Origin of the sequence: Microbacterium sp. B19, assembly GCF_000333395.1 — a bacterium.
Taxonomy (GTDB): Bacteria; Actinomycetota; Actinomycetes; order Actinomycetales; family Microbacteriaceae; genus Microbacterium.
Map to the genome: position 1 here is coordinate 1 of NZ_BADA01000367.1, position 17,708 is coordinate 17,708.

The window sequence follows — 17,708 nt, forward strand, 5'->3', positions numbered from 1 at the left end:
TTCTCGACCGCGCCCGCGAGCACGCCCGCGCCCGCGACGCCACCGGTCTCCTGCAGCAGGCGGCCGTGGAAGTCGTTGATCGTCAGGATCTGCAGGTCGGGCGTCTTCGGCTGCGTCGGACGCACCTCGAAGACGGTGGTCGAGCCCGAGACCTCGTTGCCGGTGATGAGCAGCGGGCTGCCGGTGGGTGAGCGCAGCGCCGAGACGAACGTGATGCCCTCGGGGCCGAGGTCGCCGGCCGCGGCCGATTCGACGTTCGCGGACGCATCGCGGTTGTTCACGTACGTGACATAGGTCGCGTTCTTCGGGTCGGTGATGTCGTAGACCATCACGCCGCCCGCACGCTCGAGACCGATGAAGGCGTAGGTGCGGCCGTCGACCACGCCGATCGCGACGCCCTCGGGCTCGGGACCCTTGTCGTCGCTGCGGTCGTCGACGGTGTTGTTGTCGTTCGAGACGTTGAACAGCTCGGGGGCGACCTCCTTGAGCTTCTGCTCGACCTCGTCGCCGGAGTCGAAGACGAGCGCGCCCGTGGTGTCCCAGATCGAGAACGAACGGCCGCCGTAGGCGTACAGCTCGCTGTAGCAGCCGTCGGCGGTCTTGCCGAGGTCGGTGACGACCTTGAGGCGTCCGAGGTCGGCATCCGCCGCACGACCGGCGAGCGGCGAGGTCGCGCAGATCGCGGCGAGGTCCTTCTTGCCGAGATCCTTGATGCGGGCCTCGTCGGTGAAGTCGCCCCACTCTCGGCCGTCGCCCTCGTTCGCGGTGACGAGGTACGTCGCGGCCTTGCCGCCGACCGTCGCCGAGTACGACGCGATGCCGTCGGGCATGTACAGGCCCTTCAGCCCCGGAACCGACCGGATGTTGATCCCGCCGTCCTTGTCGCTCGTGTCCAGGGCGCTGGCGCCCCAGTCCTTGTAGCCGAGGGGAAGGATGCCGGTGACCTCGGCCTTCGCCAGGTCGACCGTTGCGATGGCATTGGCCTCCTGCAGCGCGACGTACGCGACGGTCCCGTCGACGGTGATGTACTCGGGCTCGAGGTTGCGCGAGACGCGGTTGGCCGACAGCGGCGTGGAGCCCTGGTCGGGCGCGGCGACGTCGGGGCCGAACACGCGCACCTTCGGGTCGAGCGTCTTCGAGCCGCCCTGCTCGAACGCGCGGAAGCCTGCGGTCTTGACGGCCGTCTGCGCGGGAGCGGAGACAGTGGATGCCACCGTGACCACGCTCACCGAACCTTCGGGGTCGACGGTGAAGTCGGCGTTCGGCTCGCCCTCGTTGGCCGCGACGACGTACGTGCCGTCCTTCGAGAACGTGACCATGTCGGGCAGCGCGCCGACCGTGACTTCGCCGAGTTTCGCGCTCGCGGCGTCGTCCTTATTGGCGTCGAAGAACATGAGGTGACCGGGGGCGGTCTTGTCCGTGGCCTCGAAGGCCACGACGCCCAGGCCGTCGTCGCGGACGGCGACCGAGTTCGCGACGCCGTCGGAGGCGATGTCGAACAGCTTCGTCGGCTTCGACGGGTCGCTGTTGTCGAGCACCGTCACGGTGCCGGCCTGCGCGTTCACGACGAACAGACGGTCGCGGTACGCCTGCACGATCTCGGCGGCGGACTTCTTGAACACGCTCGTGTCGTAGGAGCCGACCGGCGTCAGGCCGATGGCCGCGCCGGCCGCGCTGTCGGAGACGGGCGTGGGAACGATGGCGGCCGAGGCCGCCGTCGCGCTCGAGAGGGCGAGCGCGCACACCGCCGCGGTGGTCGCGGTGAACGCGACGGCGCGACGAAGGAACGTCGAAGGCATTGATGTCCTCGTGTGGGGGGATGAGGGGGAACGACCGGTGCGGGGGCGCCGGTCGTTCCACTGTGTCGGCCGATTGTGACGATCCGGTGAACGGGACGAGAAGAGACAGGGCTGGATGCCGCGATGTGACCGATCGGATCGCGGCGATTCCCCACGCGACTAACCTGATCGCGTGACCGAATCACCCGCCGGGGCGCACCCCGATGAACCCCACCGCCAAGGACTCGCGCAGCGGCTGAACTGGCTGCGCGCCGGTGTCCTCGGCGCGAACGACGGCATCGTCTCGACAGCCGCCGTCGTCGTCGGTGTCGCGGGCGCCACGAGCGAGGTCGGTCCCGTCCTGATTGCCGGTCTCGCGGCCCTCGTCGGCGGTGCGATCTCGATGGCCCTCGGCGAATACGTGTCGGTGTCGAGCCAGCGCGACAGCGAGCACGCGCTCATCCAGAAGGAGCGCCGCGAGCTCGCGGAGGACCCGGATGCCGAACTCGCCGAGCTCATCGGCCTGTACGAGGCGCAGGGACTCAGCCGTGACACCGCGACGCGCGTGGCGACCGAGCTCACGGCATCCGATGCCCTGAAGGCCCACCTCGCGGTCGAGCTCAACATCGACGCGGAGGACGTCGTGAGCCCGTGGGCCGCAGCGATCGCGTCGGCGGTGGCGTTCACGGTCGGGGCGATCCTGCCGATGCTGACGATCCTCCTCGCGCCGGTCGAGGTGCGCGTGCCGCTCACCTTCGTCGCGGTGCTCGTCGCGCTCGCCGTCACCGGGTACCTCGCCGCGTGGATCGGCGGAGCGCGCCGCGGCCGTGCGATCCTGCGCACGGTGATCGGCGGCGCGCTCGCGCTGGGTGCGACGTACGCGGTGGGGGCGTTGTTCGGGGTCGCGGCGGGCTGAGCCGGGCCGCCCGGGCCGTGAGCGGAACCCCCTCGGCGATGTCGGAGGCGCGTGCGACGATGCCAGGGAAGCATTCTTCGACCCCTGGGAGTGACATGAGCGAGGACCGCAGCGCCGCGTACGAGACGATCCGGGTCGAGCAGCGCGGCCGGGTGGGGTGGATCACCCTCGACCGTCCCGAGGCGCTCAACGCCCTGAACACACGGTCGATGGTCGAGGTGGTCGCCGCGGCGACGGCGTTCGACGACGCGCCCGACGTCGGGGCGATCGTCGTCACCGGTTCCGAGAAGGCGTTCGCGGCCGGCGCCGACATCAAGGAGATGGAGACGAAGTCGGGGCTCGACATGACCCTGACCGACCACTTCGGGGCCTGGCGGAGCTTCGCCGCGGTGCGGACTCCCGTGATCGCCGCGGTCTCGGGGTACGCCCTGGGCGGCGGCTGCGAGCTGGCGATGATGTGCGACATCATCCTGGCATCCGATCGCGCGAAGTTCGGGCAGCCCGAGATCCAGCTCGGCGTCATCCCGGGGCTCGGCGGTACGCAGCGACTCGTGCGGGCGATCGGGTACTACAAGGCTGCCGAGATGGTGCTGACGGGGCGCATGATCGACGCCGCCGAGGCCGAGCGTGCGGGCCTCGTCTCGCGGGTCGTGCCCGCCGCCGAGCTGCTGGACGAGGCGGACAAGGTCGCGCAGACGATCGCTGCGAAGTCGCTCCCCGCGCTCTACGCGGCGAAGGCGGCGCTCGACGTCGCGTTGGAATCGACACTCGCCGAGGGGCTGCGTTTCGAGGGTCACGCGTTCGCCGCGCTGTTCGACACCGCCGACCAGAAGGAGGGGATGGCGGCGTTCCGCGAGAAGCGGTCGCCGAACTTCACGCACCGCTGATCCGCCTACCACCGCGAGCCTCGGCGTCCAAGACCGCGCCGCCCCCGGTGGGAAACGGGCCGGTTTCGGTATCGTCGGGAGGTCAGCGCTCGCTCCGGCCCGAAGAAGGAAATGGCGTCCACACCCCGCACCCCCCAACGCGGGCCGTCGCGCGTCTTCGGCGAGTTGACACCCGCGCAATGGATCGGGTCCGTCCTCCTGCTGGGCTTCGCGACGCTGGTGCTCGCTGTCTTCCTCGTCCTGATCGCGCGCGTGCTGATCTCGCTCGGACCGGTCCGAGAGTTCGTCGCCGACTACCCCGGGGCGTACGAACTCCCCGCGGCCGCCCCCGTCGGCATCCCGGCGTGGCTCGGGTGGCAGCACTTCCTCAACAGCCTGTTCCTGCTGCTCGTGATCAGGTCGGGGTTGCAGTTCCGCCGCCAGAAGCGACCGGACGCCTTCTGGTCACCGCGCGGCAACAAGCGTCGCCGCATCAGCCTCGCGCTGTGGTTCCACCAGGTCATCGACGTGCTGTGGATCGCCAACGGCGTGATCTACATCGTGCTGCTGTTCGCGACGGGACAGTGGATGCGCGTGGTACCGACGTCGTGGGACGTCTTCCCGAACGCGGTGTCGGCGGCGCTCCAGTACGCCTCGCTCGACTGGCCCACCGAGAACGGCTGGGTGAACTACAACAGCCTCCAGCAGCTGTCGTACTTCGCGATCACGTTCGTCGCGGCCCCCCTCGCCATCGTCACCGGCGTGCGGCTGTCGGGGGTCTGGCCGAAGGACGCCGAGCGGCTGAACCGCCTCTTCCCCGCGGAGTGGGCGCGTCGCATCCACTTCCCGGTGATGCTGTTCTTCGTCGTGTTCATCGCGGTGCACGTGTTCCTCGTGCTCGCGACGGGCGCGCTGCGCAATCTCGACCACATGTACGCCGCCCGCGGCTCGGTCGACCCCGAGGCCTTCGCCACCGACCCGACCGGCTTGCTGTTGTTCGCGGCATCCCTGCTGGTGATGGCCGCCGCGTGGATCGCCGCCCGCCCGCGCCTGCTGATCCCGGTCGCGCGCCTGTTCGGCGACGTGCGCCAGCGCTGATCCCGCCCGGTCGCGCCGGGTGCCCACGATCCGGTCGAGCGCTCACGCTGCGGTCGCCCTAGCCGTGGGCGCTCGACCCGATCGTGGGCGCTCGCGCACGTCTCGCGCACGACGGACCGGTCCGCGCGCCGCCCGGCCTACGCCCGCCGCGCGCCCGCGGCGGCGTGCAGGCCCCGGTGGATGAGATCGACGCCGAAGGCGAAGTCCGCCTCGGGCACGTGCCCGGTGCCGGGCGACACCACCCCCACGCTGTCGTACTGGAGCCGCTGCTGCTCGTGCCAGACGAACCCCAAGACAAAATGCAGCAGCGTCGTCGCGGCGCGGGCGGCGACCTCGGGCGCGAAGCCTTCGGCGGCGACCGCGGCCGTCAGTCGATCCAGCGCCGCGGACGAACCCAGCCCGAGTGCGAGCGTGCTCGACACGACCTCGGCGCCGTCGCGGTACGCGAGCAGCGCGTCGCGCAGCGCGCGGGCCTCGGCGACCACCCCGGATCCGCGGAGGAGGGATGCCGCCTGCCCGACGATGCGGTCGGACAGCTCGGCGAGCAGCGACTGCTTGTTCGGGAAGTGCCAGTACAGCGCGCTCGGCTGGACGTCGAGCCGCATCGCGAGGCGGCGCATCGTGAGGTCGGCGAGGCCGTCGTCGTCGAGGATCCGCAGCGCGGTGCGCGCGACGTCGTCGGCGGAGTGTCCACGGCCGCGTGCGGAAGGAGTCACGATCCCACTATAGTGAACACCGTTCAGGTGAACACTGTTCAGGTAAGGATTCGACCATGACTTTTCGCACCCCGGATGCCACCGACCTCGCGCGCGTGGCCGTCCTCGCCGCACTGATCGCGGTGCTGGGCCTCCCCGGCAGCTTCCCGGTGTTCGGTGGCGTGCCGATCACCGCGCAGACCCTCGGTGTCATGCTGGCCGGCGCGATCCTCGGGCCGTGGCTCGGGGCGCTGTCGGTCACGATCCTCCTCGTCCTCGTCGCCGTCGGGCTCCCGCTCCTCGCCGGCGGTCGCGGGGGCTTCGCAGTGTTCCTCGGCCCGACCGCCGGGTACGCGATCGGCTGGATCCTCGGTGCGATCGTCGTCGGCCTCATCGTGCACGCGGGCAACCGCCGCCCGGTCTGGTGGCGCACCGCGATCGGCATGGTCGCTGGTGGGGTCGTGGCGATCTACGCGCTCGGCATCCCGGTGCAGAGTCTCGTGACGCGCCTGCCCCTCGGCGACACCGTGATCGCGAGCCTCGTGTTCATCCCGGGCGACCTGCTCAAGGCGGCGGTCGCGACGATCGTGGTGACGCTCCTGGTGCGGGTGTACCCCCGCGGGTTCCGTCGCCAGTGGCGGGCCGCGCCGGTCGAGGAGCGCGTCGCCGCGTGATCCTGCACTGTCGCGACCTGGGCGTGCGGCTGGACGGCCGCGACGTCCTGCGCGGCGTCACCCTCGATCTCGAGGCCCGCACGATCGCGGTGATCGGCGACAACGGTTCGGGCAAGTCGACGTTCGCGCGCGTGCTCGCGGGTCTCGTCCGCCGTGACACCGGAGACGTGCGAGTGCTCGGCCTCGACCCCGACACGGATGCCGCCGAGCACCGCCGCCGCGTCGCGCTCGTGCTGAGCAACCCCGACGCGCAGATCGTCATGCCGGTCGTGTCGGAGGACGTCGCGTTCTCGCTGCGCCCGCATCGGCTGCCGAAAACGGAGCGCGCGGAGCGGGTCGCACGGACGCTCGAGCGGTTCGGTCTCTCCGACCTCGCGGAGCGGCCCGCTCACGACCTGTCCGGTGGACAGAAGCAGCTGCTCGCGCTCGCGGGGGCGTTCGTGCGCGAGCCCGACCTCGTCGTCGCCGATGAGCCCACGGCGTACCTCGATGCGCGCAACGCCCGCCGTATCGCGAGCCACCTCCTCGCCGACGCCGGCCACGCGCTGGTGCTGGTCACCCACGACCTCGCCCTCGCCCGCCGGTGCGACGCCGCCGTGCTGTTCGCCGACGGAAGCGTCAGCGCCGCGGGCGTGGCATCCGAGGTCGTCGACGAATACGAACGGGCGCTCGTGTGCTGAGCCTCTACCGCCCCGGGAACGGCATCCTGCACCGCCTGCCCGCGGGTCCGAAGATGCTGGTGCTCGCCGTCGCGGCGATCGCGCTCGCGGCCCTCCCGACCGTGGCCTGGACGGCCGCGGTCTGTGCCGGAGCGGTGCTGCTGGCGTACGTCGGCTCGGGTGTCGGCATGCGCGAACTCGGGCGGCAGGTGTGGGGGCTGCGCTGGATCATCGCGGTCACCGCCCTCGGGCAGCTGATCTTCCTCGGCCCCGAACCGGCGCTCGCGAACACCGCGCGGGTGGCCGCGGCCCTGCTCGTGGCGGCGCTCCTCCCGCTCACGACCCGCGTCGAAGACATGCTCGACGCCCTCGAACGCGGTCTGGGGCCGCTTCGGAGGATCGGGATGGATGCCGAGCGCGCAGCGCTCCTCCTGGCGGTGACGATCACGACGATTCCGGTCCTCGCGCGGCTCGCCGCCGAGGTGCGGGAGGCGCAGCGCGCCCGTGGCATCCGTCCATCCCTGCGTGCGGGGCTGGTGCCGTTCCTCGTGCTGTCGCTCCGGCACGCCGACCAGCTCGGCGAGGCGCTCGCCGCCCGCGGCGTCCGCTGACCCCTCTCCCCATGTCCCACTTTGTGCAGGATTCCGCCCCTGAAGCTGCACAAAGTGGGACACGCGTCGCTCAAAGTGGGGCATGCGCCGGCTCGGGGGATCACTGCGGCGGCTCGGTGCCCACGGCGCCGCCTCTGCGCGGCCCTGCGTCCGTTCGACGTGTCCCGCTTTGTGCAGGTTTCCGCTGCACTGGCTGCACAAGTCGGGACATGCCACGGCCTGGCCCGCTGCGGCGGCAGTGTGGCGCGCCGCGTCCGGCCGCCGTGTCCCGCTTTGTGCGGGTTTCCGCTGCGCTGGCTGCACAAGTTGGGACATGCCACGGCCTGGCCCGCTGCGGCGGCAGTGTGGCGCGCCGCGTCCGCCCGACGTGTCCCACTTTGTGCAGGTTTCCGGTCCTGAAGCTGCACAAAGTGGGACATGCGCCGACAGAAGTGGGACATGCCCCGGCTGGGGGACCCACTACGGCGCCGACGCGCGACCCTGCGTCTGGCTAACGTGTCCCACTTCGTGCAGATTTCAGCGGCGATAGCTGCACAAAGTGGGACACGCACCGCACAAAGTGGGACACGCACGGCACAAAGCGGGACATGCACTGCACAAAGTGGGACATGCGACGTCGAAGCAGGATGACGGGATGACGGGATGCCGGGAACCCGGCGCCGTCCGCTCAGTCGCGCGCGGCGCGCCCCGCTGCGAACCCGGCGGCGTATGCCTCGTCCGACCCCAGCGCGAACATGTCGCGCTCGGCGGGCCGCACGATCGAGCGGGCCCCGGGGAGGTCGAGGTCGCCGACGAGGTCGGCGCGGCCGCGCACCACGGCGACGGGCAGCCGCGCGGCCTTCCCCTTGACGAGATCGCACGCCGCCGCCAGTTCGTCGGCCACGCACGGCAGCGTCACGACGAGGGGGCGGCCTTCGGCATCCACCGTCCCGCGCAGGTCCTCGAACACGTGCACGCCCGCGGCGCCGATCGCGTGGTCGGTCTGGCCCTCGCGCCAGGCGCGGCCGAGCGTGTCGGTGATGAGCACGCCGACGTGCGCACCCGTGGCGACCCGCAGGCCGGTGGCGAGTTCGCGCGCCGACGCGTCGGGGTCCTCGGGCAGCAGCAGCACGGTGCCCTCGGGAGTGTTGCTGGCATCGACCCCGGCGGCGGCGGAGACGATTCCGAGGCGGTTCTCGACGATGCGCGTCACGTGGCCGGCGGGGGAGGTGCGGGATGCCACCAGCCGCACGGTCTCGCGCGTGATGGCGTCTTCGCGGTCGTCGGCGTGCAGGATCCGGCCCTCGGCCTTCGACACGATCTTGCTCGTCACGACGACGATGTCGCCGTCACGGAGCGAGCCGCCCGCGGCCTCGAAGATCACCCCGACCAGGTCGGTGCCGGGCGTGATCTCGCCGATGCCCTCGAGGGCCCAGATCTCCAGCACGTCAGCGGACGAAGCGCACCTCGGTGAGCTCCTCACCGAGGAAGGGCTCGACGTGCGACGCGCCGTCCAGCGCGAAGCCGTTGCGCGCGTAGAAGCGGTGGGCGCGGGGGTTGTCCTCCGCGACCCACAGGTACAGCTCTTCGCCCTCGTCGACGGCGGCGTCGAAGAGCTGCTGGCCGATGCCGGTTCCGTGGAACTGGTCGAGCAGGTAGATGAAGTACAGCTCGCGCGCCCGCGGGGCGTCCTCGTCGCGGGCGGGGCCCGAGCCGACGAAGCCGACGATCTCGCCGTCGACCAGAGCCGCGCGCATGCGGTAGTCCTCGCCCTGGGCGGCCCAGTGGGTCCACAGCTCGGCCATGCGCTTGGGGGACACCGCCTCGAGAGCGGCGGTGCTGATCAGGTGATCGTACGTCTCGTGCCAGCACGTCGCGTGCACGCGGCCGAGGGCCTCGGCATCCACATCGCGTACCGGACGGACGACGATGTCGGTTCGGGTTTCCGCAGTCATGGCGCGACTCTACGCGGCCCTCCCGTCACCCGGAAATCGGATGCCGACGACCCCGGGATGCGGTAGGCATCGGCGTCCTGCCAGACTCGCGTGCCACGATCCGGGGCATGATCGCGCGCCCCGCCCTCACGTCGGTCGAGGCCCGCATCGACGCGTACGCGAACCGGCTGCTGCGCTCGGCTCCGGCCACCGGCGCCCGCGCGCGTCTCGTCGAGTTCGCCGTCTTCGTGCTCAAGCAGGCGTGGGCGTGCGTGTTCGGGGCGGCGTTCCTCGCGGCCGTCCTCGCCGCGAAGCTCTGGTACCCCGACGACGCGGCGCTCGCCCGCAACGACGCGCTCACGATCGCCGCGGTCGTGATTCAGGTCGCGATGGTCGCCGGCCGGCTCGAGACCCTCCGCGAGCTGCGCGTGATCGTGCTGTTCCACGTCGTCGGAACGGTGATGGAGCTCTTCAAGACCGACGTCGGGTCGTGGATGTACGCGGCCGACGGCATCCTCCGGATCGGCGGCGTCCCTCTCTACAGCGGCTTCATGTACGCCGCGGTCGGCAGCTACATGGTGCGGGTCTACCGGCTGTTCGACCTGCGCTTCACGCGCTATCCGCGGCGGTGGCTCACGGCGATCGTGGCCGCCGCGATCTACGCGAACTTCTTCACCCACCACTGGATCGTCGACCTCCGCTGGGTGCTCGTCGTCGCCGTGGTCGCGCTGTGGGGCCGCACGATGATGCACTTCCGCTTCTTCCGGGGCACATTCCGGATGCCACTCCTCCTCGCGTTCGCCGGTGTCGCGGTGTTCATCTGGCTCGCCGAGAACATCGCCACGTATGCCGGCGCCTGGCTGTATCCGTCGCAGGTGGGCGGGTGGCATCCGGTCGACGCGTCGAAGCTGTCGTCGTGGTTCCTGCTGATGATCGTGTCGGTCGTGCTGGTGGCCTGGGTGTATCCGCCGCGTGAGCCCGACGCGCCGGCCTTGTCGGCTGCGCACAAAGGAATCGCCGCTTCGTAGGAAGATCACTACGCTCGCGGCTCGTGAACGTCCTCTGGCGCACCCTCCTCGTCCTCCTCCGCGCGCAGGGTCGCCTGCGGCGCGAAGGCCCCGTCGACCCGAACTCGGTCGGACGCATCCGCATCCGCGTGCTGCCCACCGACATCGACCTGCTCCGCCACCTCAACAACGGCCGCTACCTGTCGCTGTTCGACCTCGGGCGCTGGGACCTCCTCACCCGCACGGGCATCGCGGGCGCCATGAAGGCGCACGGCTGGTACGCCGTGGTCGCGGCCGAGACGATCACGTTCCGCCGGTCGCTGGAACTGTGGCAGCGGTTCGAGCTCGAGACGCGCATGCTCGGCCACGACGACCGCGCCGTCTACCTCGAGCACCGCGCGGTGGTCGAGGGTGAGATCTTTGCCCGCGCGATCATCCGCGCCCGCATCCTGCGCCGCACGGGCGGGACCGTGCCGCACGAGGAACTGTTCGCCGCGGTCGGACGCCCCGAGGGCGTGCCCGACGTCGAGCCCTGGGTGCACGACTGGGCCGCGGCCTCCGCGCTGCCCTCGACGAAGCGGCCTGCGCCGAGCGACTGGCGCTGAGCCGCCTGTTGCGTGAGTCGCCATGATTTGTCGCCTCGGGCCACGGCCAGGCGACAAATCGTGGCGACTCACGCGTCGGGGGCTCCGAAACGCGCGTCGAGCCACGCGACCTGACGCGCCCAGTGCCGTGATCCGCCGCCCTCGTGGCCGTTGTACGCGTACACCTCGATCGCGGCGTCCTCGGATGCCAGGGCGTGGAACGCCGCGAACACCCCCGACGGCAGCACGATGTCATCCATCAGCCCGACCGAGAAGAACGCGGGCACAGCGATCCGTCGCGCGAGGATCGCGCCGTCGATGTGCGACAGCGTGTGGAGGGCCGCCGCGGTGTCGTCGCGGTGGATTGAGAGCCACCGCGTGACCTCGGTGAACGGCGGGGAGGGGGTCCGCACGATCGCGTTCGGGATGTCGCACAGGAACGGCACGTCCGGCAGCACCGCGGCCACCGCGTCGCCCGACAGCGCCGCCGCGGCGATCGCGAGCGCGCCGCCCTGGCTGCCGCCGGTGACGGCGATGCGGGTGGCATCCACCCCGGGAAGCTCGCGGACCACGTCGACCAGGCGCGCGGCGTCGGTGTACAGGCGGCGGTAGTAGTACTCGCGCGGATCGTGGATGCCACGGGTCATGACGCCGGGGTAGGCGGCGGTGGATCCGTGGGGGTCGGGGGTGTCGCCGATGCTCCATCCCGAGCCCTGGCCCCGGGTGTCCATGATGACGTGGACGTAGCCGGCCGCGGCCCACGCGATCTTGTCGCCGGGGAGGCCGCGACCGCCGCCGTATCCGATGAACTCGACGACCGCCGGGAGGGGTTCGTCGCCGTGCGGGCGCACGACCCAGCCGCGGATCTCGTCGCCCGCGTACCCCGTGAAGGTCAGGTCTTGCACCGACAGGGCCCGGACGGGACCGTCCACGGCGGTGAGCGTCGCGGGACGGGCGGCGGCACGGGCCTCCGCGAGTGTGTCGGCCCAGAAGGCATCCAGACCCTCGGGCTCGATGAGCTCCGGGCGGTATTCGTGCAGCAGGTCCAGCGGCATGTCGGTGAAGGTCTGAGCCATGGCGGTCTCCAGTGGTCGGGGCGAATCGACAGTAGCGAACCAGGGTCGCGGCCGGGCGCCGGAGGCGCGTCGGACGCAACATGCGCCGCTTCGTGTGAAGCCTCACATTCCGCGACCGGGAGCGCTACCACGGGTGAGGACTGTTGACACGGACGCTCGACAACCTCAAAGATGATGCAAAAGTGAGCGCTCACAATTCGAGCCCGCTTCCGCCGGCCCCCGCCGGATCACCCATCGTCGAGGAGGACGATCTTGGTGCTGTCACGCCCCCGAACCCCTGAGGCCGCGCGCGGGAGGACACTCCGTCGCGCCGGTTCCCTCCTGGCCGCTGCCGCCGTCGTCCTGAGCGGGCTCGTGCCCGCGGTGGGTGCGGCCGCGGCGCCGCTGCCCGTGCCGCTGGCGTCGTACGACTTCGCCGCGACGTCCGGGACGACCGTTCCCGACGCGTCCGGTCACGGTCACGCCGCGACGATCCGCGGCACCGGCTTCGCGCTCGACGGCGACAAGCTGTCGCTCCCGGGCGGGGCGGCGGGGTCGAACGCCGCGTACGTCGAACTGCCCACCGGACTCTTCGACGGCCGCAGCACCGTGACGGTGTCCGCGTGGCTGCAGGATCGCACCGGGGCCGGGAACCAGGCCGCGATGTTCTTCGGCACCACTGAAAGCCTGCCGCAGCAGTACTGGTTGCTGAACCCGTCGAACCCCGCCGGCCGCGTGAAATCGGTGCTCACCGACGGTCCGCGCATCGGCCAGCCGTGGACGCTCGAGCGCGGCATCTCGCCGACCGACGCGTCGCGCGGCGTCGCCGGTCCGGCGGCGACCGACGCGTGGGCGCTGTACACGACGGTCATCACGCCCACCTCGATCACGGCGTACCTCGATGGCACGAAGCTCGGCACCGTGGCATCCACCCGGACCGTCGCCGACTTCGGGACCGGGCTCGTGTCCTACATCGGCAAGTCGTCGTACCCCGACCGCATCTGGAAGGGCGGCGTGCGCGACGTCGCGATCTACGACTCCGCGCTCACCGACGACGAGGTGAAGGCGCTCGTCGCCGAGGGCACGCCCTCGAACCAGCAGGACGTGGATGCCGCGGCCGCGGCGCTCGCGATCCCCGGCGCCGACGACGTCCGGGGCAACGTCACCCTGCCCACGGCGGGACAGAACGGCACCACCGTCGCGTGGACGTCGTCCGACGCCGCGGTCGTCACGGCGACCGGCGAGGTGACTCGCCCCGCGCACGGCTCCGCCGCGAAGACCGTCGAGGTCACCGCGACCGTGAGCAAGGGGTCGAGCTCCGCCACCCGCACCTTCTCGCTCGTCGTGCAGCCGCTGCCGGAGAAGCAGGAGCTCGGCGCGTACTTCTTCCCGTTCTTCACGGGGGAGAGCACGACGACCGACGAGGAGATCTCGTTCGCGACGTCGCGCGGCAACGACCCGAAGAGCTGGCTGACCCTCAACGACGGCAAGCCCGTGCTCACCTCCGACCAGGGCGAGGAAGGCATCCGCGATCCGTTCGTGATGCGCTCGCCCGACGGGGACCGCTTCTACATGCTGTCCACCGACCTCAACATGTTCGACCGCTACAACGGCGACTTCGGCCGCGCCCAGGAGGTCGGCAGCCGCAAGCTCAACGTCTGGCAGTCCGACGACCTCGTGACCTGGAGTCCGCTGCGTCAGATCACGGTGTCCAGCGCGCTCGCCGGCAACACGTGGGCTCCCGAGGCCACGTGGGACCCGGACCGCGGCGAGTACGTCGTCTACTGGGCCTCGAACCTGTACTCGAGCGCCTCGACCGACGGCCGTCGCGCCGCCGACAGCTACAACCGCATGATGATGGTCACCACGCGCGACTTCGTCACGTTCAGCGAGCCCCAGCCGTGGGTCGACGTCAAGCGCGGCGGGGGCAAGGGCACGATCGACGCCACCGTCGTGCGCGACGGCGACGTGTACTACCGGTTCCTCAAGGACGAGGCATCCATGACCGTCCGTCAGGAGCGCTCGACCGACCTGACCGCGACGGTCGCCGGCTCGCTCCCCACCACCACCTCCACGCCCGGCTGGCAGCTCGTCAAGGAGCAGATCGGCGTCGGCCAGCCCAACCCGTGGGGCGGGACGTTCACCAACGGCGAGGGACCGACGGTGTTCGCCGACAACGCCGAAGCCGGCCACTGGTACATGCTCATCGACCAGCCGAGCTACCACGGCGGCCAGGGATACATGATGTTCGAGACGCGCGACATCGCGTCGGGGAACTGGACGTCGGTCCCGGATGCCGGGCTCCCGAGCCGTCCGCGTCACGGAACGGTCCTGCCGATCAGCGTCGCCGAGCAGGAGCGTCTGAACGCCGCGTACCCGACCGACGAGACCGCGGACTACTCGATCACCGCCGACCCGTCGAAGGACGGTGCCGAGATCTCGGACGAGATGTACGGCGTGTTCTTCGAGGACATCAACAACGCCGCGGACGGCGGGCTCTACGCCGAGCTCGTGCGCAACCGGTCGTTCGAGTTCCTCCCCGTCGACAACGCGGGCTTCACCGGGATGACCGCGTGGACGCCGGTCGGCCTCGGCGGCGGCGCGGGCTCGGCGAAGCCGGTCAACGACGCGGCGCGCATGAACGACCGCAACCGCACGTACCTGCAGCTCGACCTGAACAACGCCGGTGCGGGCACGTTCGGCGTGGAGAACGCCGGGTTCGACACCGGCATCGCGCTGACGTCCGGCGGGCTCTACGACGTGTCGTTCTGGGCTCGGACGACGGCCCCTGCCGGGACGCCGGTCTCGATCGTGCTGCGTTCGGCCGACGGCACCGCGCTCTCCGACGCGGTCACCGCGACGGTGGCCGGCGACGGCTGGGTCAAGTACAGCGGCACCGTCACGGCATCCGCGACGACCGACGGTGCCCGTCTGCTCGTGCAGGCCGGCGGCGCCGGCACGCTCCGCCTCGACGAGGTCTCGCTCTTCCCGCGCGACACGTTCAAGGGCCACGCGAACGGCCTCCGCAAGGACATCGCGCAGAAGATCGCCGACCTGCACCCGAAGTTCATCCGCTTCCCCGGTGGCTGCATCGTCAACGTCAACAGCCACGAGGACTACTCCGCGGCATCCGGCTACGAACGTGCCCGCTCGTACCAGTGGAAGGACAGCGTCGGACCCGTGGAGACCCGCGCGACCAACGCCAACTTCTGGGGCTACAACCAGTCGCTCGGCCTCGGATACTACGAGTACTTCCAGTTCGCGGAGGACATCGGCGCCAAGCCCGTGCCCGACGTGCCGGCGCTGCTCAACGGCTGCGGTCAGGGTCTGCAGCAGACCGACCCCGCGCTGCTCCAGCGCCACATCCAGGACACGCTCGACCTCATCGAGTTCGCCAACGGCGGCGTCGAAACGACGTGGGGCAAGCTCCGCGCCGACATGGGACACCCCGCTCCGTTCGGCCTCGACCGCATCGAGATCGGCAACGAGGAGAACTACCCCGAGGCGTTCATGGCGAACTTCGTGAAGTTCCGGGATGCCATCGAGGCGAAGTACCCCGACATGATCCTGATCAGCAACTCGGGTCCGGATGCCGAGGGCGCGAACTTCGAGAAGCACTGGGCGCAGAACCGGGCCGAGAACGTCGACATGGTCGACGAGCACTACTACCGCGACCCGTCGTGGTTCCTCTCGCACAACATCCGGTACGACTCGTACGACCGCAACGGCCCCAAGGTGTGGATCGGCGAGTACGCCTCGCGCGACAACCGCTTCTTCAACGCACTGTCCGAGGCCGCGTACATGACGGGGCTCGAGCGCAACGCCGACGTCGTGAAGATGGCGTCGTACGCTCCGCTCCTCGCCGACCAGAGCAGCAACCAGTGGCGGCCCGACCTCATCTGGTTCGACCGCGACCAGGTGTGGGGCTCCGCGAACTACGAGGTGCAGAAACTGTTCATGGGCAACACGGGTGACCGCGTCGTGCCGACCTCGGCCGCGGGGGACCTGGCATCCACGGGACTGGCGGGTTCGGTGGGGCTGTCGACCTGGAGCACGTCGGCGCGCTACGACGACGTGAAGGTCACCGACCCGGACGGGAAGACGCTCTTCGCGGACGACTTCTCCGACAAGAACGACGACGGCTGGACGAAGCTCGCGAACGCGGGGTCGTGGTCGGCGGCCGACGGCAGCTACGTGCAGTCGTCGACGACGGCGAACAACACGCTCGTCGCCGGTCCCGCCCTGGATGCCACGGACTACGACGTGTCGCTGAAGGCCACGAAGCTCGCCGGTGCCGAGGGCTTCCTCGTCGGGTTCGGTGTGAAGGGCTCGGCCGACTACCTGTGGTGGAACCTCGGCGGCTGGGGCAACACCCGCAGCGTCGTGGAGAAGGCCGTCGACGGGGCGAAGTCGATCGTGACGGACACCGGGACACCGCGGGTCGAGACGGGACGCACCTACGACCTGCGCATCCAGGTGCGCGGCCCCGAGGTCACGCTGTTCGTCGACGGTCAGCAGGCCGGTCACTTCACCAACACCGCGGTCGAACCGTTCGCCCAGGTGATGACGAAGGACGAGGCGACCGGCGACGTCATCCTCAAGGTCGTCAACGCCCAGGCGAAGGAGGCCGTGACGAAGGTGGATCTCGGCGGACTCCCGGTGCTGCCGACCGCGCAGATGACCGTGCTGGCCGCCGCCCCGGGTGCGGTGAACACGGCGGATGCCACTCCGGTGGCGCCGATCACGTCGGACGTGACCGTGAGCGGGAGCTTCACGCGGACGTTCGCGCCGTACTCCGTCACGTTCCTGCGGATGCACACCCGGACGCCCGACACCCAGGCGCCGAGCGTGACGGTCTCGACCTCGCCCGCCGCGCCGGACGGTGCGAACGGCTGGTTCGTGTCGCCCGTGTCGGTCACCGCGACCGCGACCGACGACACCGACGCCACCCCGCGGCTCGAGGTCAGCACCGACGGCGGCACGACATGGGCCGCGTACACCGGCCCGGTCACCCCGGCCGACGGCACGGCGAACCTCGCGTTCCGCGCCACGGACGCGGCCGGCAACGTCTCGGCATCCGTCCCCGCGACGGTTCGCGTCGACCGCGCCGCGCCGACGGTGACGAGCGCGGTGGATGCCACGACCCGCACGGTGCGCCTGACCGCGGCCGACGCCGCCTCGGGCGTGGACCGCATCGAGTACCGTCTGGGCGATGCGTCGACCTGGACCGCCGTGTCCGGCGCCGAGGCCGTCGTGACCGCTCCGGCGGGGGCCGTCGCGGTGTCCTACCGCGCGGTGGACGTGGCCGGCAACGTCGGGGGGACGGGCTCGGCCTCGGTCGGCGCCACCGCGGGCGACCCGACGCTGGCGGTGTCGGGCGACCTGGTCGCGGGCGGGACGATCACCGTCACGGGCACCGGCTGGCCGGCGAACGCCGACGGTCGCCTCGAGCTGCACTCGACGCCGATCGCCCTCGGGGCGATGCGCACCGACGGTGACGGGACGTTCCGGGTGACCGTGACGCTGCCGGCCGACGTTCCGGCGGGGACGCACGACCTGGTGGCGATCGTCGGGGCCGTGCAGGCGTCCGTGCCGGTGGAGATTCGTGCGGCGGCCGGCGTCACGCCCCCGGTTCCGGCCGCTCCGGCCGCCGGCACGCCGCTCGCCGTGACCGGCGGGACGGTCTCGATCACCGCGCTCGTGCTGGGTCTGCTCGCGCTGGCCGCGGGGGTCGTGATCCGGCGTCGGCGCCGCGTCGGCCAGAACTGACGCGTTGGCCTGGGAAGGGGTCCCGTCGCTCGTGCGGCGGGACCCCTTCCGCGTCGATTCGCGGCCACGCGGCGGGGCCGCCG

The 17,708-nt window shown here is 71.0% G+C and carries 14 protein-coding genes; 9 read left to right on the forward strand and 5 right to left on the reverse strand.

All coding sequences use genetic code 11. The annotated features are described in order from the left end of the window. Positions 1-1,799 (reverse strand): choice-of-anchor I family protein (locus I5G_RS13115; RefSeq protein ID WP_022879461.1); only part of this gene is annotated, 1,799 nt, incomplete at its 3' end. Between the two features lie 172 nt (positions 1,800-1,971). On the opposite strand from I5G_RS13115, the gene I5G_RS13120 reads away from it, so the two are divergent. The 3 genes from I5G_RS13120 (at position 1,972) to I5G_RS22415 (ending at position 4,658) form a co-directional block, all read left to right on the forward strand. Continuing rightward, positions 1,972-2,694, forward strand: coding sequence for a VIT family protein (locus I5G_RS13120; RefSeq protein WP_022879462.1), 723 nt, complete (start codon positions 1,972-1,974; stop codon positions 2,692-2,694). Between the two features lie 95 nt (positions 2,695-2,789). Continuing rightward, on the forward strand, positions 2,790-3,581 hold the full coding sequence (locus I5G_RS13125) for an enoyl-CoA hydratase-related protein (protein WP_022879463.1): 792 nt from the start codon (positions 2,790-2,792) through the stop codon (positions 3,579-3,581). Between the two features lie 111 nt (positions 3,582-3,692). Continuing rightward, positions 3,693-4,658, forward strand: coding sequence for a cytochrome b/b6 domain-containing protein (locus I5G_RS22415; protein WP_022879464.1), 966 nt, complete (start codon positions 3,693-3,695; stop codon positions 4,656-4,658). A gap of 137 nt (positions 4,659-4,795) precedes the next feature. On the opposite strand, the gene I5G_RS13135 is transcribed toward I5G_RS22415, so the two are convergent. Further along, positions 4,796-5,374 carry a TetR/AcrR family transcriptional regulator C-terminal domain-containing protein gene (locus tag I5G_RS13135; protein ID WP_022879465.1) on the reverse strand — a complete coding sequence of 193 codons (579 nt, stop codon included), beginning with the start codon at positions 5,372-5,374 and terminating at the stop codon, positions 4,796-4,798. 56 nt (positions 5,375-5,430) lie between these two features. On the opposite strand from I5G_RS13135, the gene I5G_RS22420 reads away from it, so the two are divergent. The 3 genes from I5G_RS22420 to I5G_RS13150 are packed head-to-tail and all read left to right on the forward strand — an operon-like array spanning position 5,431 to position 7,297. Then, on the forward strand, positions 5,431-6,027 hold the full coding sequence (locus tag I5G_RS22420) for a biotin transporter BioY (RefSeq protein WP_022879466.1): 597 nt from the start codon (positions 5,431-5,433) through the stop codon (positions 6,025-6,027). Beyond that, on the forward strand, positions 6,024-6,707 hold the full coding sequence (locus tag I5G_RS13145; RefSeq protein WP_022879467.1) for an energy-coupling factor ABC transporter ATP-binding protein: 684 nt from the start codon (positions 6,024-6,026) through the stop codon (positions 6,705-6,707). Before I5G_RS22420 ends, I5G_RS13145 begins: the two co-directional genes overlap by 4 nt. Further along, positions 6,701-7,297: an energy-coupling factor transporter transmembrane protein EcfT gene (locus tag I5G_RS13150; RefSeq protein WP_022879468.1), complete on the forward strand. Its 597-nt coding sequence runs from the start codon at positions 6,701-6,703 to the stop codon at positions 7,295-7,297. Before I5G_RS13145 ends, I5G_RS13150 begins: the two co-directional genes overlap by 7 nt. A gap of 667 nt (positions 7,298-7,964) precedes the next feature. On the opposite strand, the gene cofE is transcribed toward I5G_RS13150, so the two are convergent. Both cofE and I5G_RS13160 read right to left on the reverse strand, forming a co-directional pair. Continuing rightward, positions 7,965-8,723 carry a coenzyme F420-0:L-glutamate ligase gene (gene cofE / locus I5G_RS13155; RefSeq protein WP_022879469.1) on the reverse strand — a complete coding sequence of 253 codons (759 nt, stop codon included), beginning with the start codon at positions 8,721-8,723 and terminating at the stop codon, positions 7,965-7,967. 1 nt (position 8,724) lies between these two features. Next, positions 8,725-9,231, reverse strand: coding sequence for a GNAT family N-acetyltransferase (locus tag I5G_RS13160; protein ID WP_022879470.1), 507 nt, complete (start codon positions 9,229-9,231; stop codon positions 8,725-8,727). A gap of 107 nt (positions 9,232-9,338) precedes the next feature. Here I5G_RS13160 and I5G_RS22425 point away from each other — a divergent pair, with 107 nt between their 5' ends. Next, positions 9,339-10,238: a DUF817 domain-containing protein gene (locus I5G_RS22425; protein ID WP_022879471.1), complete on the forward strand. Its 900-nt coding sequence runs from the start codon at positions 9,339-9,341 to the stop codon at positions 10,236-10,238. 23 nt (positions 10,239-10,261) lie between these two features. After that, positions 10,262-10,822 carry an acyl-CoA thioesterase gene (locus tag I5G_RS13170; RefSeq protein ID WP_022879472.1) on the forward strand — a complete coding sequence of 187 codons (561 nt, stop codon included), beginning with the start codon at positions 10,262-10,264 and terminating at the stop codon, positions 10,820-10,822. 68 nt (positions 10,823-10,890) lie between these two features. Here I5G_RS13170 and I5G_RS13175 read toward each other — a convergent pair whose 3' ends face one another. Continuing rightward, positions 10,891-11,877, reverse strand: coding sequence for an acetylxylan esterase (locus tag I5G_RS13175; protein WP_022879473.1), 987 nt, complete (start codon positions 11,875-11,877; stop codon positions 10,891-10,893). A 255-nt stretch (positions 11,878-12,132) separates the two neighbouring features. Here I5G_RS13175 and I5G_RS25910 point away from each other — a divergent pair, with 255 nt between their 5' ends. Further along, positions 12,133-17,625 (forward strand): alpha-L-arabinofuranosidase C-terminal domain-containing protein, encoded by a 5,493-nt coding sequence (locus I5G_RS25910; RefSeq protein WP_187288846.1) that lies wholly within the window; start codon positions 12,133-12,135, stop codon positions 17,623-17,625. The last annotated feature ends 83 nt before the right edge of the window (positions 17,626-17,708 follow it).